The sequence below is a fragment of the Psychrobacter sp. NPDC077938 genome, assembly GCF_044542635.1.
In the GTDB taxonomy this organism is placed as follows: domain Bacteria; phylum Pseudomonadota; class Gammaproteobacteria; order Pseudomonadales; family Moraxellaceae; genus Psychrobacter.
Map to the genome: position 1 here is coordinate 661,394 of NZ_JBITUW010000001.1, position 23,459 is coordinate 684,852.

A 23,459-nucleotide genomic window follows, 5' to 3' on the forward strand; every position below is an offset into this window, starting at 1 on the left:
GGTAACAGACTTATCGATTACCTGCTTTGTGATCCATGCGCATGAGCATCAGTTTTGCTAAAGACAGCACAATGAAGGTGATGACAAATAAGATTAAGCCTAGATGTAGTAAAGACGCAAGATGTAGTTCACTTGACGCTTCAGCAAACTCATTGGCCAAGGCCGAGGTAATCGTCACGCCAGAAGTGAATAGGCTTGGACTGATATTAAACGCATTACCAATCAAGAAAGTAACTGCCATGGTCTCACCCAATGCACGACCAAGACCCAAAATTACGCCACCAACGACACCAGCTTTGGTATAAGGTAGGATAATCTTGAACATGACTTCCCAAGTCGTCGCGCCCATGCCATATGCTGACTCTTTCAGTAAGTCTGGTACGACAGAGAAAACATCGCGCATGGTGGCAGCGATGAACGGTATGATCATAATGGCAAGCACTAGGGAGGCGGTAAACATACCCAGTCCCATAGGCGCACCTGCAAACAGTTTACCGATAATGGGCAAAGGGCCGACGTGCTCAATAAACCATGGCTGAATGTGATCACCAAAGAACGGCGCAAATACGAACAATCCCCACATACCATAAATGATAGATGGGATACCAGCCAACAACTCAATGGCGATACCAAGTGGCTTTTTGAGGAACTTAGGGCACATCTCGGTTAAAAATATCGCGATACCGAAACTGACTGGAACCGCGATAATAATAGCGATAAATGAGGTGACTAAGGTACCGTAAATAGGCGCTAATGCCCCGTATTCATTGGCGACTGTATCCCAGTTATTGCTGGTATAAAATCCCAAACCAAACTCTTGAATACTCGGCCATGCTCCAACAATTAGAGACACCAAAATGCCCCCTAAAGATAGGAGGACGAGTATGGCAAACGCTTTGGTAGAGTTAACAAATAAAGCGTCGTAACGTTTTTGTTTAGCCAGTTGGGACCTTAAGTCTGTCATAAGTGTCTCAGCATTGAATGGGATGAATCGAAATATTAAAAAGAGGTATATCAGGTTTTAACACAACAAACTTAAACGGTATGAGTAAGCATATTTCTCGAGATATATTCATCAAATTTGCTGTGTTAAAACCTCTCAAACAACTACCGGAGAATAATTATTCGAGAGGATAACTTGTCAGTTGCTAAATCGTATTTAGCAGAAACAAATTACTGAGCTGGCTTGTAGACAGGCTGTCCATCGCTACCTTTCACCTCGTTCCACTTCTCTTTGAACAAGGCCACTGCCGTGTCAGAGAATGGTACGTAGTCTAGTTCCATGGCGCTGTCATCACCTTGGGTATAAGCCCAGTCAAAGAAGTTCAACACGCCAGCGACTTGCTGAGGATTTTCTGGTTGCTTATGTACCAAGATAAAGGTCGCAGCAGCGATAGGCCATGCTTGGTCAGTTTCAGAGTTAGTGATGACTTTATAAAAGCCTTCTTGTTGTGACCAATCGATATCACCTGCCGCAGCAAACGTCTCAGCAGATGGCTGTACGATGTTACCAGCTGCGTTTTTCAGCGCAGTATGTGACATCTTATTTTGCTTAGCGTAAGCATACTCAACATAACCGATAGAGTTTTTCATGCGGTTTACGTAGCTTGAGACGCCTTCGTTACCTTTACCGCCTGCACCAGTCGCAGAGGTCGGCCACTTGACAGTTTTATCAACGCCAACAGTGTCTTTCCAGTCTGGTGAAACCTTGGCAAGATAATCAGTGAAGTTGAAAGTCGTACCTGAACCATCTGAGCGGAATACTGTTGTGATTGCGGCATCTGGCAAGGTCAAATCTGGGTTCATCGCCTTAATCGCAGGGTCATTCCAGTTGCTAATCTTACCCAAATAGATATCAGCCAACGTTGTGCCGTCTAGCTTTAGTGCACCAGGCTCAACACCGTCGATGTTGACAATTGGTACAACACCACCGATGACTGTTGGGAACTGAATCAAACCTGCTTCGTCTAACTCTTCAGGCGTCATTGGGGCATCAGAAGCACCAAAATCTACTGTTTTTGACTGGATTTGTTTGATACCACCAGATGAGCCAATCGACTGATAGTTGACTTGGCCGCCGGTAGCAGCATTGTAGTCATATGACCATTTCGCATAGATAGGCTGCGGGAACGACGCTCCTGCACCTGTAATATTCATAGCGATATTTTCAGCAGATTTAAAATCTGACGTAGCAGAAGATGCTGTCTGAGAGGTTGTTTCAGCTGTTGTCACAGCGCTACTGCTAGTATCAGCAGTTGGCTCCGCCGTCTCTGTTGACTTATTACACGCCGTAAGCATTAATGTACAACTGACGGCCACTGCTAATAACGAATAACGCATGTAGGACTCCTGAAGTTTAACAACGGTATAAAAAAGCATTGCTTGTGATATGCGTGTTATCTTGCCAAATCTTTATGACAGTTTAATGACAACTTCTAGAATCCTTCATTCGCTTTACATAATATTTGAATAATTTGTCTACAACCTAGCAATACTAAGCATCTTCATTTATTAACACTCAAAAAATTATTCACGAAAATATTGAACCGTGTGTTTGACACAGAATATTTGTATCCAAATACCATTAGCCGTTGGTACAGAATTTTGTTAGTATGAAGGCTGATTTACAACACTGACAGACTCGGGGTGCGGTGTATTTTTGGCTCACTTTATTAAACTTGTTTTATTAAAGTAGTCGCCTTGATACATTCGCTGAGAGATCACCCGCCGAACCTGATGCGGTTAGTACCGACGCAGGGAAGTCTTAAGCACTTTGTTATTTATGACAAAGGGCGCGTAGAAATACATTTTTATCGTCACTACTGTCTTAATATGCGTGATGCATAGCCAGATAAGAAGAGAGGATATAAAGCTGCGCCCAATATTTGATGACCACCATGCGCGACGATATTTTTTGGTCGAAGTTGTGGGTTCATAATATAAATTTGTCTAAATGATGGATGCCTACCCCCGCAGATACTGGCGGTGTTGATTTTATTCAAAAACCAACACGCTAGGACAGCATATGACTACTGCAGACACCACCTCAATTGCACCGAAAGCCCAAACGCATAACCCAGCCGACAACTCAACGCTTGCTTCAAATGCTGCTGACACGACTAACGTCAAAGCAGATAAAAAAGCAGATGCGCTAAAAACCCCTGCTCACCGTGCCGCAAGTGATGCCCGTTTCGAAGAAGATGCGCGCGACTTGCACCGTATTTTACCTGCCTCAAGAAAAGTCTATATCGAAGGCTCAAGACCTGACATCCAAGTACCGATGCGTGAAATCAGCTTGGCTGATACGCCTGTTGGCGGTACTGGAGATAAAGACGGTGAGCATAATCCACCGTTTTATGTGTATGACACCTCAGGTGTATATACCGACCCTAATATCGATATCGACCTCACACGTGGATTGCCAAAGTTGCGTGAGAACTGGATCGCAGAACGCAATGATACCGAGCAATTAAGCGGCTTATCTAGCTCATACGGACAAGCACGTGCTCGCGATATCAGCACTGCCAACCTTAGATTTGCTCATATTGATAAACCACGTCGCGCCAAAGCAGGACAGAACGTCACGCAAATGTACTATGCACGCCGTGGCATCATCACTCCTGAGATGGAATATATCGCCATACGCGAAACGCAAAAGCAGCATGAACTGACCGATATGCGTCAACATGATGGCGAGAGCTTCGGTGCCAATACGCCTCAAATCATCACCCCTGAATTTGTTCGTGATGAAGTGGCGGCTGGACGCGCTATTATCCCAAACAACATTAACCACCCTGAGTCTGAGCCGATGATCATCGGGCGCAATTTCTTGGTGAAAATTAATGCCAATATCGGTAACTCAGCGTTAGGTTCATCTATCGATGAAGAAGTGTCCAAAATGACGTGGGCCACGCGTTGGGGTGCGGATACCATTATGGACTTGTCAACAGGCAATCACATTCATGAAACCCGTGAATGGCTAATCCGTAACTCTCCTGTGCCGATTGGTACCGTACCGATTTATCAAGCACTAGAAAAAGTCGATGGCGTCGCTGAAGACCTTACATGGGAGATATTCCGTGATACGTTGATTGAACAAGCAGAGCAAGGCGTAGATTACTTTACTATTCATGCTGGCGTACTATTACGCTATGTGCCGCTCACCGCAAAGCGTCTGACAGGTATCGTCTCACGCGGCGGCTCTATCATGGCTCAGTGGTGTCTGGCACATCACAAAGAAAGCTTTTTATACACTCATTTCGAAGATATCTGCGAGATTATGAAACAGTACGATGTCGCATTTAGTCTAGGTGATGGCCTACGCCCTGGTTGCTTGCAAGATGCCAATGATGAAGCGCAGTTCGGTGAGCTACGTACGCTTGGTGAATTGACTAAAGTCGCATGGGAGCACGATGTACAGGTGATGATCGAAGGCCCTGGACACGTCGCGATGAACCGCATCAAAGAAAACATGGACTTGCAGCTTGAGCTATGTGCTGACGCGCCTTTCTATACTTTAGGGCCATTAACGACAGACATCGCCCCAGGCTATGACCATATTACTAGCGCCATCGGAGCTGCGATGATTGGTTGGTTTGGTACAGCGATGCTATGCTATGTCACGCCAAAAGAACACTTAGGTCTACCAAACAAAAAAGACGTCAAAGACGGCATTATCACTTATAAAATCGCTGCACACGCTGCTGACCTTGCTAAAGGTCATCCGGGAGCGCAGGCACGTGACAATGCGCTATCTAAAGCACGTTTCGAATTCCGCTGGGATGATCAGTTCAATCTGGCGCTCGATCCTGATACTGCACGTGAATATCATGACGAGACGTTGCCAAAAGACGCACACAAATCAGCACACTTCTGCTCTATGTGTGGCCCTAAGTTTTGTTCAATGAAAATCACTCAAAACGTGCGTGAATATGCAGCAGGGCTGGATAAAGATGCTGCTAACCAAAAAGTAACGCCGCAAACGGGCGACTTAACCGATGCTGGTCACTTAATCAAAGAGGTAGATACAGAGCTTGTCGGACAAGTTGGTGAAGCCACTGCTGAGGAAATTCGCCAAGGCATGGCCGAGATGACTAAAAAATATAACAACGAAGGACGTCAGTTATATAAAGAGGTGTAGGGTTAATAACCTATATTTTTGAAATAAGAAAAGCCCTACTATTTAAGTATTTGCGTACTTATCTAGTAGGGCTTTTTTTGGCTTATTTACTCATGATTTATGTACGAATGTTTATTTACTACGTTTACACTTTCGACGCTTCATAAATCTCCTCAATTGACGTATTAATGGTATCAGCAAACTCGCTATCGCTTTGTTGCTTACTCAAGCCTTCAGTAAAGGCACGCGAAAAGCTCGCAATCATACCTGGGTTTTGTTTGAGCTTGGCACAAGCATCGCTACGACTATAACCACCAGACAGCGCCACTACTTTGAGTACTTTAGGATGATCAATTAGCTCCCGATAAAACCCTGCCTCTTCTGGCAGGGTCAGCTTAAGCATCACTTGCTGGTCGTCACTTAAGCGTTCCAGATTGCGCAAGATATCTGCCTTTAGCAGTAGCTCGCACTCATGCTTTTGAGTGCTATCAATATTGACCTCTGGCTCGACGATAGGCATCAAACCTTTTGAAATAATTTGCTTAGCCACATCAAACTGCTGCTGTACCACAAGCTCGATACCATCGACATTTGGCTCATAGATGACTGAGCGCATTTTAGTACCGAATACGGGATAATTTTTTGCTTTATCTAATAATAGATCTAGATTCGGAATCGGCTTCATAACTTGTACGCCGCTCATTTGCTCAGCCAGACCTTTATCTACCTTTAAAAATGGTACGATATTTTTATCTTCCCACAGATAATTGGCCGTCGACTTGCCATTGACTTCGCGCTCCATGGTGTCTTCAAATAAAATTGCACCAAGTACACGCTCACTATCAAAACAGTCACACGTCATGATACGAGCACGCATTTCATGAACCAAATCAAACATGGCCTCATCATTATCATAAGCGTCGCTGCTGATACCATAAGTCTCTAACGCTTTCGGCGTGCTACCGCCACTTTGATCAAGAGCAGCAATAAAACCTGAACCATTTTTTATACGCTGTAATTGCTTATCGTATTCCATTGAGCCTGCATCCTATTTTTATTGGTTAAGTTAAATATCATAAACTAAGCTTTTTTATTCCATACAAGCCGTGTTATTTGTAGATAACCTTATCATAGGATGATTTATATGCCTATATAGGATACGTGACAATATAGCTAAAAAAGTTATGGAACCAGTACTTTTGGACAGAGTGCATTACGCCAAAAACAGTACCCCTACACAGCAGACTGCCAATACTAATCCTATTATATTAATACGGTTCAACTGCTCTTTAAACACACCTACGCCAATCAATGTCGCTACGGCAATAACGCCGACATTCATACCAGTAAAAACAATACTGGGAGAATCATGCAGCACTTGGTGTGCTCGTACATAGGCGTAGATATTACCCATGTTTAATGCGCCAAGCAGCAAACCTGTCATAAGTGCTTGTTTTTGCCAATGTACTCGCGTGGCAAGCAAATAGATTAGAAGTAATACACCTGCTACCCCGAAGCTAACCAGTAGAGTCAATGGAAAGGCCGCCCCTTGTTTGGCAACTTGTTTGAACAAAATATCAATAATGCCGTAGCCTGCCCATACCCCGAATAACCACAGTGGCGTATGCTTTGCTTGCCGAGTAATATCGTTATGCTGTGGTCGATAGACAAGCGCACCTAATGCAAGAAAACCTAACGCCAGTCCAAGTATACGTGTACCAGTCAGCACCTCACCGAATAGCAAAAAAGCCGCTACGATGGGAATAATGAGTGATAAGCGCTGAGACGCGTCGGTTGCTACCATCCCCACCGCTTCAATGGCTCGTCCGAGAATGATAAATACAGCAGGTAATAGTACTCCAAGTGCGATGATGATTCCCCAAGCGCTATCAAGCGCATGAATGGCACCTACATCAGGTTTTAGTAATACCCAAGTCAGTAAAAAAGCCACAGGATAGCCTGCCACGATGGTCTGACGAATATCTATATTTTTCTGGCGCAATATTTTCAAAAGTACGGAGACGGCGACACTGCATAGCACCGCTATTATTAAATACATCATTCACTGCTACCTTTTGAACTTCAATGTTGAGTTATTATTGTTCATCTATTTATAAAGACCATTAAATAAAATGCCTGCTAATCAGCTGATTTTTGCAATAAAATCATACTTATAAAAGCAATATTCAAACCATAAATAAGTTTGGATGTAGAATGTAACAAAATATGTTTTCTACAGCAATCTATTTATTATAGTTGTGAATAAGGCACTAAAGACACAGCTATTCTTAAGCAAATTACAATTAGCATGCAGGTATGATTAGTAATTTTGCTAAAATAGCACCTAATCCCAATCACAAAAGTAAAGATTCTAGATAACGAGTCCTCTCGTTCATCTTGACGTACTGCTATTGATGTTTTATTACTGCCTATGAATGCTCTATTTCGCTTTTTCGAAAACCGCCTACCCGCCTTTCCAGACACTCCTATGCCGTTGCCATCACCTCGCGATGGTATGCTGAAGTTTTTGTGGGCATGCACCAATGGCCTACGCGGCTGGCTACTAATCTTTATGATTTTGTCCGCTGGTATCGGTATTTACGAAGCCATGCTGTTTGCTTGGATAGGTAATATCGTTGATTGGTTGGGCGTTTATACGCCGCAAAAATTATGGGTAGAAAAAGGCGACATGCTACTCATCATGCTCGCTGTCATGATAGTAAGCCCATTATGGATTGCCCTGTCATCGTTTATCCACTTTCAAACCTTGCAAGGCGTGTTTCCCATGCAGATGCGCTGGCGTTTTCATCAGCGCATGCTTGGGCAATCCATGCAGTTCTATCAGGATGAGTTTTCGGGTCGTGTCTCAGCTAAGGTAATGCAGACAGCCCTAGCAGTACGCGATACCGTGATGACTGTCACCGATATGTTTATGTATGTCTCTGTCTACTTTATCACCTCAGGGGTGATTTTGTTTAATTTAGACAGCTTACTACTTATTCCTTTTGTCATTTGGCTGGTCTTGGTTGCCATCACCATTTGGTACTTTATCCCTAAGCTCAAGGAGACAGCGATTGTGCAAGCGGATGCTCGTGCCTTGATGACAGGACGAATCACTGATGCTTATGCCAATATCATGACCGTTAAGCTATTTAGCCATTCTCGTCGTGAGCTGGGCTATGCCAAAAATGCCATGGGACAATTCTTAGGTACGGTTCACGCACAAATGCGCTGGGTCAGCTATTTAGAAGTATCGACCCATCTTATCAGTGTGATCTTGGTCAGTAGTACCGCGGGTATTGGATTGTACTTGTGGCAACAAGGTGCAGTTGGTGTTGGTGCCATTGCTGCTGCGACCGCTATGGCATTACGTCTAAATGGTTTGACGCGTTGGATTATGTGGCAGACAGCCAGTTTGTTTGAGAGTATCGGTACAGTTCAAGATGGTATGCGTACGTTGTCAGCACCGCAAACAATCATTGATAAACCTGACGCGCCAGCGCTAGCCGTCACGGACGGACGTATCGTATTCGACCATGTTGACTTCAGTTATGAGAATGACGATGAAGACAATGGAAAAGCTGGCGAGATTGTTAATAGTACCAACATCGCTAAGCGCGCACCTAACTCATATATCAAACTGTTGGACAACTTCCACTTAGATATTAAGCCGGGTGAAAAGATTGGTTTGGTTGGGCGTTCAGGTGCTGGTAAATCGACCTTGGTTAATTTGCTACTGCGCTTCTTTGATGTCGATAGCGGTAAGATTCTGATTGATGGTCAGGCTATTGATGCCGTTACGCAAGAATCGTTGCGCCAACAGATTGGCATGGTGACTCAAGATACCTCGTTGCTACATCGTACCGTGCGTGAAAACATCGCCTATGGTCGTCCTGATGCTACTGACGAAGAGATTATGATCGCTGCCAAACAAGCTCAGGCATGGGATTTCATCAAAGATCTGTACGATGATAAAGGCAATACAGGACTTGATACCCAAGTAGGTGAACGCGGAGTCAAACTATCTGGCGGTCAACGTCAACGTATTGCTATCTCACGTGTTATGCTAAAAAATGCGCCGATTTTACTTTTAGATGAAGCGACCAGTGCGCTAGATTCTGAGATTGAATATGCCATTACCGAAAGCTTAAATGACATCATGACTGGCAAGACCGTTATTGCTATTGCCCATCGCCTGTCTACTATTGCGGCACTGGATAGACTGGTCGTTATGCATCAAGGCCGTATCATTGAGCAAGGTAGTCATGATGAACTATTGGCATTGAATGGTGTCTACGCTCGACTGTGGCAGCGTCAAAGCGGTGGCTTCTTAGGTGAAGACAACTAGGATTCATTAAGTCAGCTCAGTCATAAGAAGACAAACTGCAAAAAAATCACTCAAAATAAGTCACAAGGAAGTGTTTATTTTATGGAAGCATTCACAAACCGCATTAATCTTGGCGGAAAACAAGCACGCTACTATGACCTTAGCCAGTTTAATCAGCCGCTAGATTCAAGCTCTACTCCCCGCGCCCCAGCACATTTTTATAGTGGCAATAGTTTTACCGTCGGTACCTATACACCGCTGTTAAGTAAGCTAGCCACTGAATTTGATATCAGCTCACTTGCCCTACGTGGCTACTGGTATGATAAGCCGCACAGCCGCCGTCTGACGCGCGAGCAAGATGCCGACATGCTGATTGAGTTCTTAGAAAAGACCCAAGACAAGCCTGTCGTCGGTATTGGTCATTCGCAAGGCGCAACAGCCACAGCAATGGCCGCTGCCAAACGTCCAGAGCTTTTTTCGCATTTGTACCTGATCGAGCCTGTCACATTTACCAAACACCAAGCTACCTTATATAACCTTTTGCCACGCTCTTTCCTATTGAGCCGCGAGCCTTTTAAAAGCACGTTAACTAAGCAATCTACTTGGCCGAGCACCCGTAGTTATTATGAGAGCCTACGTGCGCAGCGTGCTTATAAGCGTATCAGCGATGAGCACTTGCAAGTATTTTCTGAGCAAAGCCTGAGCAAAAATGCAGATGGTAGCTATACGCTTATGTTTGCACCAGAACAAGAGCTGGCCAATTATTTTGGCGCGCCTCATATCGATGCCGCACTCAAAAACCTACGCTGTCCCTACACCTTGATTACAGGCAAGCCTACCCTGTTCATCAATGACAAAGTAAGAAAGCAATGGAAAAAGTTTGTCCCAGATAGCAGTCTTATTTCGCTGTCAGATTATGGTCATCTATTGCCAATGGAAGCGCCTGAACTATGCGCTCAAATCATCAACGAGCACTACCAAAGCAGTAAATAAGGATTTACAACGACTGAATTATGACCGATCTCTTTGCCCCTGCACCCACGGATAACTTACTACCCTATGATGGTAAGGTGAATGATCTAGGCGTGATTATCGACGATGCTACTGCCCTTTATAGCTTCTTGCTAAATGAGCTACCTTGGCAGCCAGACATCGTGACGTTATTTGGTAAGACCCATATAACCACTCGGAAAATTGTCTGGATGGGAGATACAGATGCAGACTATCAATACTCAGGACACGTGCGCCAAACTATTCCATGGTCAGATATAGTGTTTCACGTGAAACAGCACATCGAGCAGGCTTTAGCAGAGACTGGCATCACCGCCAATTTCAACACCTGCCTGCTTAATTACTATCCTTCTGGCGCTGATGGTATGGGCTATCACGCTGATGACGAAAAAGAGCTCTGTCATCAACCAGTCATCGCCTCCTTATCGCTTGGTGCTACACGCAAATTTGTTTTTAAGCATAAAAAAACTCAAGACAAAGTTGAACTTTATCTTGAGTCTGGTCAGCTTGTTGTGATGCATGGTGATACACAAACCTTTTGGAAGCATACGATTACTAAGACAAAGACGGTCGATACTGGGCGAATCAGTCTAACGTTTCGGCATATGCTTACATCTTGATACTATCGCTGACTTAACGAGTCATCTAATACTTACGCGAGACGATCTAAAAAACGCTCACGATAACACTGGTAAGCAGCTTCACAAACATTGGCAGTATAATTGGCATTAACACCACCTGCGACCACTGCGCCTACCGCTGGAATAATTTGCGCCGCTTTTGTCTTAACGATGTTAGTGGCTACTTTAGTCGCTGTTTGACGCAGTACACGAGACATGACTTCTTCGTTAATCTGATTGAATGCTTGAGTTTCTGGATCTTTGATCATTGCCTGAGTGTCATCTAACGCTGCTTTACGTTCCTCAACAGAGGCAGAAGTTGCTACAGCCAACAAAGACATAGCAAATAGCTGCTCGCCTTCATCATTGATATCAAAGCCATAGTACGTTGCATATTCTCCAATCGCACGTAGATTGGCTGTAATAAGCCCTACTACGTCAGCAGGGATACCTGCCCAGCCTACAACCCCTGTAGTCACCCCTTGTGCACTGGTTAGCGCTACATATTTGCTTTTGAAAAGCTTAACTTGTTTATCTACAACCGCAATGGGTAGACTTTTAATGTCAGCCAGCGTTTTGATAGAGGAATCGTTAATATCTGCTGCCTCTTGATAGCTATCGATAACGTTTTGAGTGTCCAATGTCCAGTTGGCCGCATCACTCAAAGCAGTAATCGTTTCCTCAGTTACTTTTTTTAGAGAATCGCCAAATTGTGGAGCTTCCATTAACGCATCACCTGCTGCTACCACAGGGGTATTAAGCACTGCTATCGTTTTATCCAAAATTCCTTTATCAGGGTTCTTCCATGCTTCTATTTCTTCACGGACTTTGGATTCATAAGCAATGTGGTCATCTGTTTTTTCATTGCTGGTCTTATTATTGATAGTCTTATTGTTGATAGTCATATTATTCCCTTTATTAGTATCGTTCGCTTTCTATCCTATGATAAATAAGCAAAGACTACAGGGACGTTCTGTTGTTCAAAATAAAACTTTTGTATGATTTGTTAAGTCATCAGTTAAGTTTACTGGGTTTCAACAGACATCCCCTTACTAATAAATCCTACCAAACACTATCTAATAATTAGGCAATCTTGATATTCACTCAGCAGCGGCCAAGACAATCTTGCCAAAAGCATCGCCTTTTTGTAGCTCATGGTGCGCTGCAACAACTTCTGAGAGTGGATAGGTCTTTTGGATTTTTAAAGTTAAATTACCATCGGCCACCTCCTGTAAAACACGCGCCATATCTTGACCACTACGCTGCGCTTTGTAGCCTGCTACTGCTAAGTCTTTTTGCTGACCGGCTTCTTTGAGCTTATCAACCCAAATAGTTGGCAACACATTCACGCGGGCGCCTGATTTGAGCACGCTAAGCACGCGGACACCTGCTTCATCACCGACTAAATCAAGTAGCATATCAGCTTGTAGGTCAGGAAACGCTTCATCTTTGGTATAATCTATCCAACCCGCCAGCTTAGATACGTCTATCAACTCATCAAGCTTGGCGTATTTTTCTGGTGAGCAAATTACCGTTACCTTGATGTTATCTTGCGCCACTTTATTCATGAGCAATTGGATTAGTAAATGACCGACACCGCCTGCTGGTGCATTAATCACCACATGCTCGCCTGTTTTTATATCAGCAAAATCCACAAATTGTAGTGCCGTTTGTCCGATACAGGGCAAAGCACCTGCCTGCTCTAAAGTGACATTTTCTGGTACTTTCGCAAGCAACTTGGCATCTACTGCCACATATTGCGCGTAACCACCACCGCTAAAGGTCAAAGCCGCTACTCTATCGCCGATAGCAAACTCATCGCTATTACTGCTGACTACTTCGCCTGATACATCGAATCCTAAAATAGCTGGCTGATTATTCTCAAACTTATCTTTACGAATGTTCTCTGCACCCCAGCCTTTACCTTGGCGGGTTTTATAATCGACAGGGTTGATCCCAGCATAGGCAATTTTTACCAGTACTTGATCGTCCTGTAGCTCAGGGACATCAGCACCATCTTGATATTTCATTACTTCCGGCTCACCGAACTCGCGTATGAGTACGGCGTGCTGTGTCTTAGGTACGTTGTGGTTAGCTTGCTGATTGTTATCAGTAGTAGAAGCTGTTGCCATCGTAGAATATCCTTATATTTTGTTTATTAGGCTGTACTTGTTATCTATTTTATTGAAACGTTGTGCTGCAAATAGCACTTTCAATCGAAAACATAATTAATCAATAATATGGTTAATAAAGACAATTGTTCATATATCGATAGATTGCCAATATAATACATTTAGACGAATTATTATAGTTAGGTATTAGGGCAGCATCAGCTCTGCGCTAATGGGCAGATGATCTGATAGCGATGACCAAGGTTTTCCAATGTGTACCCAAGCGTCCTTCACAAGCAAATTGCGCACATAGATACGATCTAAACTGAGTACTGGCAGTTTTGCTGGAAAGGTTGGCAACAGCTTGCCATGACAATGCTTGAACGCTTCTATCATACCGAGATCTGACGCCAGTTTGTCACAAGACATCTTTTTCCAATCATTAAAATCACCTGCCAAGATGAGCGGTTGATTCGGCGCAATCTCATTTCGCACATAATCACTAATCGCTTGATACTGCTTGATACGATCACGCTCAAACAAGTTCAAATGTGCACACAATACGACAACTGGCATCTCCCAACCGATAGGTTGTACCTCACAGTGCAAGACACCACGCTGCTCAAGCTTGTTGACCGTAATATTTACATTGTGTTTGGGGTCTAGCGGAAAGCGGCTCAATACTGCATTACCATGATGGCCGTTTTCGTATTCGGAGTTTTTACCGTAACTGTTTTGCAAATCTAAAAATTCGCCAAACCATTCATGCTGCGATTGATCTGGGTACTCGTTGTATTGCATATTGCGTTTAAGGTTTTGGCCTTGTACTTCTTGCAGGCACAGTACGTCTGAACCCACAGACTCTAGCGCCTGAGCAATACCTTGCATCTTCACTTGGCGATTCAGCGGTGACATGCCTTTGTGGATGTTGTAGCTGGTTAAAACAAAAGAGGTGGTAGTCATAGTTTGGTTAGTTGTACGCTCATTATTTATGGAGTAAAGATCAATAGCTCAGCTACTATAATACCCATAGTGATTGTAATGACAGACATAAAAAGAGCACTGGCTCGTATTGAACCAATGCTCTCATATTACACCTATGTATTATCAATGGCTAATTCATAAATGAACATCGCGCATAGGTGTCATCGTCAGATTAGTATCGAGTTACTAACGCTATTGGTTGATCTTCACCCATGATGTCTTGTGGCATAAATACAGCTTCGCCGCCATTATGAATGACGTGTTCGATGATTTCACCGATTGCATCATCTGTGATGCCTTCCGTAGTAGCATCATTGGCAGGGCTTAACGTTTGTGCCTTTTCATCAATCTTAGCGGATTGTATATAGCCACGGCGTACATAAAGTGTCTCGCCAGCCCCTTGGAAGGCACTGCGATATACTTCCTGCAAATCTGTCTGCAACATATTCGCACCGCGAGCTTTATCGATTTCACCCAATGCAGCTTTGTGCAGTGAGGTACGATACTCTTCTACGGCTTCTTGCACACTATCTACGATATGCTGAGCACTACCGTCTTCTAGATTGGTCGCATTCGATACTGTAGCGATGATATTATCTGGACGATCACAGACTTCTTTATAATAGCCAATATTTTTTGCATCACCAACTATAACAAGAGGCATTTTATGCTCGCCCCATAGCTCTTGGACACTTTTATCAACTTGGTTAAAGAACTCTTTTAAATGGCTACTCTCGTTATTTGATGAGCGATCTGAGCCACCGTCACCTGTTGTGTATAGTCCGTTGTTTTCGACAGGGAACTGAATGTTCTCCATGTTGTTTTGTGCATCGTCATCTTTATCGAATTCTCTCACAACACGGTCATTAGATGCTTCGATCAAACGAGCATTGTCACGGGTTAAGACCACCGTATAATAATGAACTGCACTTGCCATATCACGGACCAAGTCACGCGTAGCAAATCTATCTGAAATTACAACACGTTCTGTCGTATCAATTGGCATACGGATAACTTGCACATCATCTGTACTAGCAAATATAGCTAACGTATCGAGATTATAATTGTGATTGAGCTCACTGATTTTATTTTGAATGTTATCTAGAATGGTAGTCGCTGTGCGTTTATCGTACTCTTTTGTCAGACGATCTTCTGCAACCTTTAATTGGTTTTTTAGAGCGATAGGATCTTGCTCGTTAGCTGGATGTTCACGATGCGTTTTAACAAAGATACTTACGGCAGGGTTAGCTTTAGTTTCACGTAAACTTTTAAGAGTCGCTTTCATATATTGCTCCTTGTTTTATTATCGTTCATTTTTAACTTTATGTATTTCTTCACTCATACACTGTTATAAGTGTAGAAATTTCTATCCGTGTTTTTCTTGCATCCTGTCGATGCATAATATTTAGATTCCATTATCTTGATGCTAACAGCTATACCCCACTCCCTGTAGGGTTAATTTGCAAGCAAATGATAGCGCTTTGTAAGTAGAGCACTCTATATTGTTAAAAAACTGCCTTAACGAGCATAGCTACATATTCAGATAATTATCTTGAAAAGCTGAATCTAAGTATCAGAATTTCGACATTTACTTTCAGATTGCTAGCACTGTCCTAATTACTTGAATCGTATAAAAGTGCTTAGGTTGTATTTTTACCAAACGAACCCATCTTTTATATAATCTATATATAAAATAAGAACACACTGTATATTTCAATAGTAGCCAGACTTTTCTCATTCTCGTTTTGATTAATAATAATTCATTGATATCGGATACCTATATGACACCTTCTCCTTTAGATTTGCGCCTTGTCGATTTTGCCGACACTGCGCCACATACCTTACAAAACCATGTGATTGACGCCATTGATGCTGCCAATGCTTTTTTAGATACTTTAACCGTGATAGAAAGCGACAGTGCTGAAAAAATAAGCGCTGAACAAGCTTTGGCAGATGTGATGAGCTTTGACCATATTAATTTGGCATTAGATCGTAGCTGGGGTATTTTGTCGCATCTCAATAGCGTGATGAGCAACGATGAGATTCGTCATGTTCACCATGAACTGCTACCAAAGCTATCTGCTTACGGTACGCGAGTTGGACAACATCAGCCGTTGTTTAATCGCTATCAAGCTATCGTCAATGACACAGATTTCTTTGCTACGTTAGAGCCTGCTCGTGCACGTGCAATTGAACTGGCATTACGTAGCTTTGAGTTATCAGGCGTTGCGTTACCTCAAGCTGAGCAAGAAAAATTTGCCGCTATCCAAAGTGAATTATCGACCCTGTCTGCAACTTTCTCGGACAATATCTTGGATGCGACGCAAGCATTTGCCCTACCTTTAGAAGACTCTCAATTAAAGGGCTTAACAGAGAGTGGTTTGGCACTATTGGCAGATGCAGGCGAGCAATACAAGGCGCGTGAGCTTGCTAGCGGTGCTCTTGGCCAAGCTGATATAGATGCACTTCCTACTCCTTACTATGTGGCCAGTTTAAATATCCCTGTATATCTAGCGATCATGACTCATGCAGACGATCGCAACCTGCGTGAGACGCTGTATCATGCTTATGTCACACGCGCCTCTGAGTTTGATACGCATAGCAATGCAAAAGGCAACTCATTAAATAACGCTAACAATATGAGTCAAATCCTCTCATTACGTGAACAAAAAGCTAAGCTACTTGGTTTTGCAAATTATGCTGAAGTATCGCTATCGACCAAGATGGCAGACAGCGTCTTAGAAGTTGAAACATTCTTACGTGACTTAGCAACGCAAGCCACCCCTGCTGCCAAAGCAGATTTGGCACAGCTACAGAAATACGCTAGCGATTATGGCATTGACGAGTTGCAACCGTGGGATAGCGCCTACATCGCTGAAAAAGTAAAACAAAGTGAATTCAGCTTATCGCAAGAGGAAATTCGTCCATATTTCCCATTACCTAAAGTGATTAATGGCTTGTTTACTATCGTTGAGCGTCTATACGGTATCAAAGTACAAGAGCAAGGTCATAAAGATGCAGAAAGTGACTCAGTCTCTCGCTGGCATGACGATGTGAGTTTTTATCAATTATTCGACGCTGATGATCGCTTGCTCGGTGGCTTCTACTTTGACTTGTTTGCACGTAGTGGTAAGCGTGGCGGTGCATGGATGAGTGGTTTTCAATCTCGCTATAGCTACGAAGAACAGAGCCATCAGCAGCTGCCCGTTTGCTTTATGGTTGGTAATTTCACGCCAGCACTTGATGGCAAACCTAGTTTATTGACCCATGATGAAGTATTAACCTTATTCCACGAGTTTGGTCATGGCTTACATCATTTATTGACTCAAGTCACGGTCGGCGATGTCGCTGGTGTCAATGGCGTTGAGTGGGATGCGGTCGAGCTTCCTAGTCAGTTTATGGAAAACTGGGCTTGGGACGCTGAAGGTATCGCTCTTATCAGCAGCCACGTTGAGACTGGTGAGCCATTGCCTAAAGACAAGCTCGATGCACTATTAGCAGTGAAAAATTTCCAAAGCGGCATGCAAACGCTGCGTCAGATAGAGTTTGCCCTATTTGACTTACTCATTCATGCTTATACGCCAGCGCTTAGTTACGATGGCATTTTAGAGACGCTCAATACTGTCCGTCATGATATCTCCGTTATGCAAACACCTGACTATAACCGCTTTGCTAATGGTTTCAGTCATATCTTCGCTGGTGGTTATGCTGCAGGTTATTATTCATACAAATGGGCGGAACTGCTATCAGCTGATGCGTTTAGCAAGTTTGAAGAAGACGGTATTTTCAACCCAGCGACAGGCAAAGCGTTCCGTGAATCTATCTTATCTGTTGGCGGCAGTTTCCCAGCGAAAACCAACTTTGAAAACTTCCGTGGTCGTAGCGCCAGTATCGACGCCTTGCTACGTCATAATGGTTTTACTGATGCTAAAAATATTGATGCGGCAAATACTCAAACGACTCGCGAGGTCATTTAAATGCGTTATCAGTCATCTAGTCCTAAGCGCCGATTTTTAGCAGGGGTACGTTGTCCAAAATGTCAGGAGATGGACGCTGTGGTGCAAGTCAATATCGTAACCCCTACCCCAGATGAGTATATTGAATGTACTCAGTGCGGACACACAGAACACCGTCCAGATCCTGATGCCATTAGCGCCAAGAACCATTTAGAAGATCAAATGACTCGTGATGCGATGGCGACTGGTACTAGTGGCACCGTGAAATTTAAGCCTTAGTTATTTAGTTTTCATATCTAAAAACAGATTAAATACTTTATTATTTAATGGTCTATTAAGCCTATCTATCAATAGATAGGCTTTTTATTTTGAGTTTGCTATAGTATGGCTACTTATATTCTTGACATGAATCGATCATAATATGAAACGAGAAAACATTCGTCCTTTACCCACTCACGCTTCCAAGAAAAAAGCGACTAAAACACGCCGGAAAATTTGGACAGTATTTATTTTAGTACTGCTGATTATTGCCATCGGCTATTTGTTTTTGGGTAAGTCTGACACAGAATCTACTTTACCTGCTAATGCTGCCACTTCAGTACCAGTAACTGACCAATCACAGACAGAATTAGCCAAAGACAGCACTTCGGAATTAATAGATGATTCTGTGATTAACGATGGTGTGCTCATAGATGAAAACTCTGGAGCAGCAAATAATGACAGTATTGCGAAACCAAATCCTACTGCTATATTAGATGCGCCTCTACCAGAAAATGACAGCTTGGCTAAAGAAGAGATTGATCGTTTAGAAGATGAACGTCAGCGACTGGCCGAACAAGAAAAGTTAGCAGCTGAACAAGTGGCTATGAATAAGCAGTTGACTGATATGAAGGCCGAACAAATTGCACTACTTGAACAACAAATTGCTCAATTAGAAGCAAACGACTCTAATAAAGCGACGATTCAATAACCGTATACTTGATTTGGTTATAGAGAGGCTTACGATGGCGATTTTACAACTCACACATGCCTCTATTTTAAATAGCAATGCACAGTTGCTTGTTTTACCTGTCAACAATGCTGGTGTCGTTTTAGATCCTGTACTCACACGAGCAAAAACTCTCTTTCCTGATAATTATAGTCGCTATCATCGTGCGTGCCGCGATGGTAGTCTGAACGTTGGTAGCTGCTTAATTAATAAGCGTACACGTGAGCAAGTCGGACTTGGTATCAGTAGTAACGGTAACCAGCCAAACTATATTGCCAACCTCGTGATATCAAACCACCCTTATCATCCAGCGCGCACACGTTGGCTGACTGCTGCCTTGATTGATTTGCAACAGCAAATAATGCCGCTTATACGTTACCAAGGCATACGCAGAGTTGCATTACTTGCGCGGCCACTTATCTCAGGCAGACCACGTGATATCGTATCCAATGAAAGCACTACAGTAGATACCCTGCCTTTGGACTGGCATGCTGATACTTTGCCATTACTAACTGAGTACTTACAAGACCTACCAAAACTTCGTATTGATATACACCTGCCTAAAAGCATTGAGTTATAAATGGCCTTTTAGCTAGCCAGTCATCATCTTTTTGGACACATAAAAAAACCGCCTTGAATACTCATAACGAGCATTTCAAGGCGGTTTTTTATTACTTAAACCACATCAGATATTGAGTATTAGTTCTGCTCAACACCTTTCATAGTTAGTTTGATACGACCACGGTTGTCAACGTCTTGTACAAGTACTTTAACGATTTGGCCTTCTTTTAGATAGTCTGACACATTCTCTACGCGCTCTTCTGCGATTTGTGAAATATGTACTAGACCATCAGTGTTTGGCAAGACATTTACAAATGCACCGAAGTCGACGATACGAGCAACGGTACCTTCATAAGTTTTACCAACTTCAACTTCAGCAGTTAGTGCTTCGATTTTACCGATAGCTGCCTTGGTCGCTGCTTTGTTTTCACCAAAGATACGGATAGTACCTGCATCATCGATATCGATAACCGCGCCAGTTTCTTCCGTTAGCTGACGGATAGTTGCGCCGCCTTTACCGATAACGTCACGAATCTTGTCTGGGTTGATTTCGATAACCGCGTAGTTTGGTGCATGAGCATTGATTTCAGTACGGCTCTCAGGCAATACTTGGTTCATTGCTTCTAGGATATGGATACGACCTGCATGAGCTTGTTTAAGCGCTTGCTCCATGATGTCAGGGGTAATACCTTCGATTTTGATATCCATCTGAAGTGCAGTAATACCGTTTTTAGAACCAGCTACTTTAAAGTCCATATCACCTAGATGATCTTCATCACCTAAGATATCTGACAATACAGCAAAACGATCACCTTCTTTAACCAGACCCATTGCGATACCAGCAACTGGTGCTTTTAATGGTACGCCTGCGTCCATCAATGCCAAGCTTGCGCCACAAACAGAAGCCATAGAAGATGAACCGTTAGATTCAGTGATTTCTGATACCACACGAATCACATACGGGAAACGCTCACTATCTGGCAACATTGCTTGTACACCGCGGCGTGCTAGACGACCATGACCGATTTCACGACGTTTTGGAATACCTTCACGGCCCGTTTCACCAACTGAGAAATGCGGGAAGTTATAATGCAGCATGAAATGGTCACGAATCGTGCCACCTAGTGAGTCAATCATGTTGACGTCACGGCTGTTACCAAGTGTGGTAGTAACCAATGCCTGCGTCTCGCCACGTGTGAACAATGCTGAACCATGCGTATATGGCAATACACCAACTTGTACGTCAAGCGCACGAACTGTCTCAGGGTCACGACCATCGATACGCGGCTTACCTGACAAGATGTTGTCACGAACGGTACGATATTTAAGGTCGTTATAGATTTCTTTAAGCTCAGATACGGTATCAGCATAAGTTTCTGACTCAGCATCACCAGCAAGTGCATCAATAATTGATTGCTTAATTTCATCAAGCTTCGTGTAACGTGCTTGCTTATCAGTAATGGTATAAGCGTCAGCAACTTGCTCGCCGAACTGCTCTTTCATGCTGCTGGTAAGGGCTTGGTCACGCTCAGGAGCAGAGTATTGCTGCTTAGCAGTACCGATTTCTTCAGCCATTGACGCAATGTTATCGATAACAATTTGTTGTTGCTGATGGCCGTACAATACTGCACCTAACATCTGGTCTTCTGACAGCTCTGCCGCTTCAGATTCAACCATTAATACCGCAGACTTAGTACCAGCCACAACCAAATCTAGGTCACTGGTTTCAAGCTGCTCAGACGTTGGGTTTAGAACGTATTCGCCGTTAATGAAACCAACACGAGCGGCAGCAACAGGACCATTAAATGGTGCATCAGAAATAGCCAATGCTGCTGAAGCACCGATTAGTGCAGCGATATCTGCAGACTGAGTTTTATCTGATGACACAACTGTTGCGGTGATTTGGATTTCGTTTACATAGCCTTCTGGGAATAGTGGACGAATCGGACGGTCAATCAAGCGTGAAGTTAAGGTTTCAAATTCGCTCGCACGGCCTTCACGTTTGCCGTAAGCACCTGGAATTTTACCCGCTGCATACATTTTTTCTTGATAATTAACCGTTAGCGGAAAGAAGTTTTGACCTTCTTTAGCTTCTGATTTTACGACTGCTGCAACTAATACGGTTACGCCGCCCATGTGTACTAAAATAGAGTTTGCTTGACGGGCAATACGGCCTGTCTCGATAACAACCTGCTGGTTGCCATATTGAAATTCACGCTTAATGGTGTTGAACATTGTCATATAATCTTCCTAATGTTGACTGACAAAACTGATATCAGCGTTAAAAAAAGCTGATATCTGTCATTAAAATTCTGTGTATGTAGCTATCAGTTGACATGCTTTCTATCAGAAATCATCTCAACCAATGCTAATAACGTTACTTGGTTATCTCATATATTTGTCTGAGTTAGACATCGTACTATTATGTATATTCGGTCGTGCAATTTTGGCTTTACTATAAATACTATCAAAAAGACATTAAGTCAAAAGACTTCGATGCTAAAAACCCTACAGGCTATTTTCTAGGTTTCAAATATCAGCTATCTGCGCCGATTACCAAGCCAAATAATGAATATCTTATTAATAATCGCCATATCTGTAGCAGATGCGCTATCAAACTCACAAGGCATTATTTTACAGTGATTTATAGCCATTGACCAATTAATTGCACAGTAGCGCAATTATCGTTAGAAAATACCGTATTTGAGACTTGGTTGGTACAGTTTATACCAATATTCCTCTTAGCTGTTCTATAGAAGGAGTTATACCTCTTACTATTTGAACACTGTATCTAAAACGAATAAGCATAAAAAAACGGCGTGAAACTATTCCACACCGTTTTTAGAAAAATCTATTTTATCGATAATAACAAACAATTTCCAAGCGATTTAGCAAAAAATTCAGCATCCACTCGTACTATTGTCGTTAGATTAACGACGTAGACCTAACTGGCTGATTAGAGTAGTGTAACGACCAAGGTCTTTACCTTTTAAGTAATCAAGCAGTTTACGACGCGTGTTAACCATACGGATAAGACCGCGACGGCTATGATGGTCAGCTTTGTGTGCTTTAAAGTGGTTCTGCAAATCATTGATACGAGCACTCAACAAAGCTACTTGAACTTCTGGAGAACCAGTGTCATTTTCGCCACGTTGGTATTGAGCGATGATTTGTTCACGATCGGTATTAGTTAGCATAAATATCTCCGGCAATGCTAAAAACTTTAAAAAGCGGACTGCAATTTGAGTCAGTATTAAAGCAATAGAATAATAAATAAAATAACCTGTACGCCATTCAGGACAACCCTGCATTACTAGAGTTGACCTAGTGTACGACAAGCTCAGTTAACAACCATTTAGCATGTTTTGAATCGTACATTGTAGTTAACTATAGCACTACTTAATCAAAGTAATGGGCTAACTACAGTACATCATTCAAAACCTAATTTAAATGTGGGGGTAATTATAACAAAAAACTGCTGAACTAGCAGCAGTTTTTCATAATACTTGTAAAGCGACATTTAATTTCTAGTAGCTAGTATTCTATAGATAACTATCTATTAAGTGCCTACCTAGGCTACTTACTAACGTCAGACTCTGTCGCATTGCCGCCTAGTTCATCATCTTCAAGAGGCGCGGCAGTAGTTACTTCCGCTAAGCTGTCTGGGGCAGTATGCTCACTTGGATTGATTTCTTCTGCAAGCTTTTCAATCTCTTTTTCCTGCTCGTCCATATTATTCGGTGAATTACTCATATTAGCTCCTGAATTATTATTTTGTGGAC

The 23,459-nt window shown here is 42.9% G+C and carries 19 protein-coding genes and 1 riboswitch; of the genes, 8 read left to right on the plus strand and 11 right to left on the minus strand.

The genetic code is table 11. The features are described from left to right. Positions 1–10 precede the first annotated feature (10 nt). Complete coding sequence (pstC, locus tag ACIGBM_RS02810; protein WP_191114511.1) at positions 11–964, minus strand: phosphate ABC transporter permease subunit PstC; 954 nt, start codon at positions 962–964, stop codon at positions 11–13. A gap of 209 nt (positions 965–1,173) precedes the next feature. Beyond that, complete coding sequence (pstS, locus tag ACIGBM_RS02815; RefSeq protein WP_397476676.1) at positions 1,174–2,340, minus strand: phosphate ABC transporter substrate-binding protein PstS; 1,167 nt, start codon at positions 2,338–2,340, stop codon at positions 1,174–1,176. A gap of 292 nt (positions 2,341–2,632) precedes the next feature. Then, positions 2,633–2,777, plus strand: a riboswitch (TPP riboswitch). Positions 2,778–3,025: 248 nt separating this feature from the next. Between pstS and thiC the strand changes: the two genes are divergently transcribed. Continuing rightward, complete coding sequence (thiC, locus tag ACIGBM_RS02820; RefSeq protein ID WP_397476677.1) at positions 3,026–5,140, plus strand: phosphomethylpyrimidine synthase ThiC; 2,115 nt, start codon at positions 3,026–3,028, stop codon at positions 5,138–5,140. A gap of 124 nt (positions 5,141–5,264) precedes the next feature. Here thiC and ACIGBM_RS02825 read toward each other — a convergent pair whose 3' ends face one another. Both ACIGBM_RS02825 and ACIGBM_RS02830 read right to left on the minus strand, forming a co-directional pair. Continuing rightward, the gene (locus tag ACIGBM_RS02825; RefSeq protein ID WP_397476678.1) at positions 5,265–6,155 is read right to left on the minus strand and encodes a fructose bisphosphate aldolase; all 891 of its coding nucleotides are present in this window, start codon (positions 6,153–6,155) and stop codon (positions 5,265–5,267) included. A gap of 177 nt (positions 6,156–6,332) precedes the next feature. Beyond that, positions 6,333–7,181, minus strand: a complete 849-nt coding sequence (locus ACIGBM_RS02830) for an EamA/RhaT family transporter (RefSeq protein ID WP_397476679.1) — start codon at positions 7,179–7,181, stop codon at positions 6,333–6,335. A 369-nt stretch (positions 7,182–7,550) separates the two neighbouring features. On the opposite strand from ACIGBM_RS02830, the gene ACIGBM_RS02835 reads away from it, so the two are divergent. The 3 genes from ACIGBM_RS02835 (at position 7,551) to ACIGBM_RS02845 (ending at position 11,077) form a co-directional block, all read left to right on the plus strand. Then, entirely contained in the window at positions 7,551–9,467 is a 1,917-nt protein-coding gene (locus tag ACIGBM_RS02835) for an ABC transporter ATP-binding protein (protein ID WP_397476680.1), read from the plus strand. A gap of 81 nt (positions 9,468–9,548) precedes the next feature. After that, positions 9,549–10,439, plus strand: coding sequence for an alpha/beta fold hydrolase (locus ACIGBM_RS02840; RefSeq protein WP_397476681.1), 891 nt, complete (start codon positions 9,549–9,551; stop codon positions 10,437–10,439). Positions 10,440–10,459: 20 nt separating this feature from the next. Then, positions 10,460–11,077 (plus strand): alpha-ketoglutarate-dependent dioxygenase AlkB family protein, encoded by a 618-nt coding sequence (locus tag ACIGBM_RS02845; protein ID WP_397476682.1) that lies wholly within the window; start codon positions 10,460–10,462, stop codon positions 11,075–11,077. Between the two features lie 32 nt (positions 11,078–11,109). Here ACIGBM_RS02845 and ACIGBM_RS02850 read toward each other — a convergent pair whose 3' ends face one another. The 4 genes from ACIGBM_RS02850 to ACIGBM_RS02865 all read right to left on the minus strand — a co-directional run bounded on the left by ACIGBM_RS02850 (position 11,110) and on the right by ACIGBM_RS02865 (position 15,457). Continuing rightward, positions 11,110–11,982, minus strand: a complete 873-nt coding sequence (locus tag ACIGBM_RS02850) for an EcsC family protein (protein WP_397476683.1) — start codon at positions 11,980–11,982, stop codon at positions 11,110–11,112. 195 nt (positions 11,983–12,177) lie between these two features. Continuing rightward, positions 12,178–13,209 carry an NADP-dependent oxidoreductase gene (locus ACIGBM_RS02855; protein ID WP_397476684.1) on the minus strand — a complete coding sequence of 344 codons (1,032 nt, stop codon included), beginning with the start codon at positions 13,207–13,209 and terminating at the stop codon, positions 12,178–12,180. A 186-nt stretch (positions 13,210–13,395) separates the two neighbouring features. Further along, the gene (locus tag ACIGBM_RS02860) at positions 13,396–14,151 is read right to left on the minus strand and encodes an endonuclease/exonuclease/phosphatase family protein (protein WP_201568151.1); all 756 of its coding nucleotides are present in this window, start codon (positions 14,149–14,151) and stop codon (positions 13,396–13,398) included. Between the two features lie 193 nt (positions 14,152–14,344). Continuing rightward, entirely contained in the window at positions 14,345–15,457 is a 1,113-nt protein-coding gene (locus tag ACIGBM_RS02865; RefSeq protein WP_191114503.1) for a hypothetical protein, read from the minus strand. Between the two features lie 496 nt (positions 15,458–15,953). On the opposite strand from ACIGBM_RS02865, the gene ACIGBM_RS02870 reads away from it, so the two are divergent. The 4 genes from ACIGBM_RS02870 (at position 15,954) to ACIGBM_RS02885 (ending at position 19,696) form a co-directional block, all read left to right on the plus strand. Further along, positions 15,954–18,149 carry a M3 family metallopeptidase gene (locus ACIGBM_RS02870; RefSeq protein WP_397476685.1) on the plus strand — a complete coding sequence of 732 codons (2,196 nt, stop codon included), beginning with the start codon at positions 15,954–15,956 and terminating at the stop codon, positions 18,147–18,149. Next, the gene (locus ACIGBM_RS02875) at positions 18,150–18,407 is read left to right on the plus strand and encodes a YheV family putative metal-binding protein (protein WP_397476686.1); all 258 of its coding nucleotides are present in this window, start codon (positions 18,150–18,152) and stop codon (positions 18,405–18,407) included. A 142-nt stretch (positions 18,408–18,549) separates the two neighbouring features. Continuing rightward, positions 18,550–19,098, plus strand: a complete 549-nt coding sequence (locus ACIGBM_RS02880) for a hypothetical protein (protein ID WP_397476687.1) — start codon at positions 18,550–18,552, stop codon at positions 19,096–19,098. Between the two features lie 34 nt (positions 19,099–19,132). Then, positions 19,133–19,696: a hypothetical protein gene (locus tag ACIGBM_RS02885; RefSeq protein ID WP_160023631.1), complete on the plus strand. Its 564-nt coding sequence runs from the start codon at positions 19,133–19,135 to the stop codon at positions 19,694–19,696. A gap of 119 nt (positions 19,697–19,815) precedes the next feature. On the opposite strand, the gene pnp is transcribed toward ACIGBM_RS02885, so the two are convergent. From pnp to ACIGBM_RS02900, 3 genes are all read right to left on the minus strand, one after another. Further along, a complete protein-coding gene (gene pnp, locus ACIGBM_RS02890; protein ID WP_201547499.1) occupies positions 19,816–21,918 on the minus strand; it encodes a polyribonucleotide nucleotidyltransferase in 2,103 nt (700 codons plus the stop codon). A gap of 689 nt (positions 21,919–22,607) precedes the next feature. Then, positions 22,608–22,874 carry a 30S ribosomal protein S15 gene (gene rpsO / locus ACIGBM_RS02895; RefSeq protein WP_045443035.1) on the minus strand — a complete coding sequence of 89 codons (267 nt, stop codon included), beginning with the start codon at positions 22,872–22,874 and terminating at the stop codon, positions 22,608–22,610. A gap of 379 nt (positions 22,875–23,253) precedes the next feature. Next, on the minus strand, positions 23,254–23,430 hold the full coding sequence (locus ACIGBM_RS02900; protein WP_185156578.1) for a hypothetical protein: 177 nt from the start codon (positions 23,428–23,430) through the stop codon (positions 23,254–23,256). Positions 23,431–23,459 lie beyond the last annotated feature (29 nt).

Excerpts from the sequence above, each read along its gene's own strand:
- ACIGBM_RS02830 (WP_397476679.1), bottom strand. The coding sequence starts at position 7,181 with ATGATGTATTTAATAATAGCGGTGCTATGCAGTGTCGCCGTCTCCGTA.
- thiC (WP_397476677.1), top strand. The coding sequence starts at position 3,026 with ATGACTACTGCAGACACCACCTCAATTGCACCGAAAGCCCAAACGCAT.
- ACIGBM_RS02900 (WP_185156578.1), bottom strand. The coding sequence starts at position 23,430 with ATGAGTAATTCACCGAATAATATGGACGAGCAGGAAAAAGAGATTGAA.
- ACIGBM_RS02825 (WP_397476678.1), bottom strand. The coding sequence starts at position 6,155 with ATGGAATACGATAAGCAATTACAGCGTATAAAAAATGGTTCAGGTTTT.
- ACIGBM_RS02855 (WP_397476684.1), bottom strand. The coding sequence starts at position 13,209 with ATGGCAACAGCTTCTACTACTGATAACAATCAGCAAGCTAACCACAAC.
- ACIGBM_RS02840 (WP_397476681.1), top strand. The coding sequence starts at position 9,549 with ATGGAAGCATTCACAAACCGCATTAATCTTGGCGGAAAACAAGCACGC.
- pstC (WP_191114511.1), bottom strand. The coding sequence starts at position 964 with ATGACAGACTTAAGGTCCCAACTGGCTAAACAAAAACGTTACGACGCT.
- ACIGBM_RS02850 (WP_397476683.1), bottom strand. The coding sequence starts at position 11,982 with ATGACTATCAACAATAAGACTATCAATAATAAGACCAGCAATGAAAAA.
- ACIGBM_RS02885 (WP_160023631.1), top strand. The coding sequence starts at position 19,133 with ATGGCGATTTTACAACTCACACATGCCTCTATTTTAAATAGCAATGCA.
- rpsO (WP_045443035.1), bottom strand. The coding sequence starts at position 22,874 with ATGCTAACTAATACCGATCGTGAACAAATCATCGCTCAATACCAACGT.
- ACIGBM_RS02865 (WP_191114503.1), bottom strand. The coding sequence starts at position 15,457 with ATGAAAGCGACTCTTAAAAGTTTACGTGAAACTAAAGCTAACCCTGCC.
- ACIGBM_RS02845 (WP_397476682.1), top strand. The coding sequence starts at position 10,460 with ATGACCGATCTCTTTGCCCCTGCACCCACGGATAACTTACTACCCTAT.
- ACIGBM_RS02860 (WP_201568151.1), bottom strand. The coding sequence starts at position 14,151 with ATGACTACCACCTCTTTTGTTTTAACCAGCTACAACATCCACAAAGGC.
- pnp (WP_201547499.1), bottom strand. The coding sequence starts at position 21,918 with ATGACAATGTTCAACACCATTAAGCGTGAATTTCAATATGGCAACCAG.
- pstS (WP_397476676.1), bottom strand. The coding sequence starts at position 2,340 with ATGCGTTATTCGTTATTAGCAGTGGCCGTCAGTTGTACATTAATGCTT.
- ACIGBM_RS02875 (WP_397476686.1), top strand. The coding sequence starts at position 18,150 with ATGCGTTATCAGTCATCTAGTCCTAAGCGCCGATTTTTAGCAGGGGTA.
- ACIGBM_RS02870 (WP_397476685.1), top strand. The coding sequence starts at position 15,954 with ATGACACCTTCTCCTTTAGATTTGCGCCTTGTCGATTTTGCCGACACT.
- ACIGBM_RS02835 (WP_397476680.1), top strand. The coding sequence starts at position 7,551 with ATGAATGCTCTATTTCGCTTTTTCGAAAACCGCCTACCCGCCTTTCCA.
- ACIGBM_RS02880 (WP_397476687.1), top strand. The coding sequence starts at position 18,550 with ATGAAACGAGAAAACATTCGTCCTTTACCCACTCACGCTTCCAAGAAA.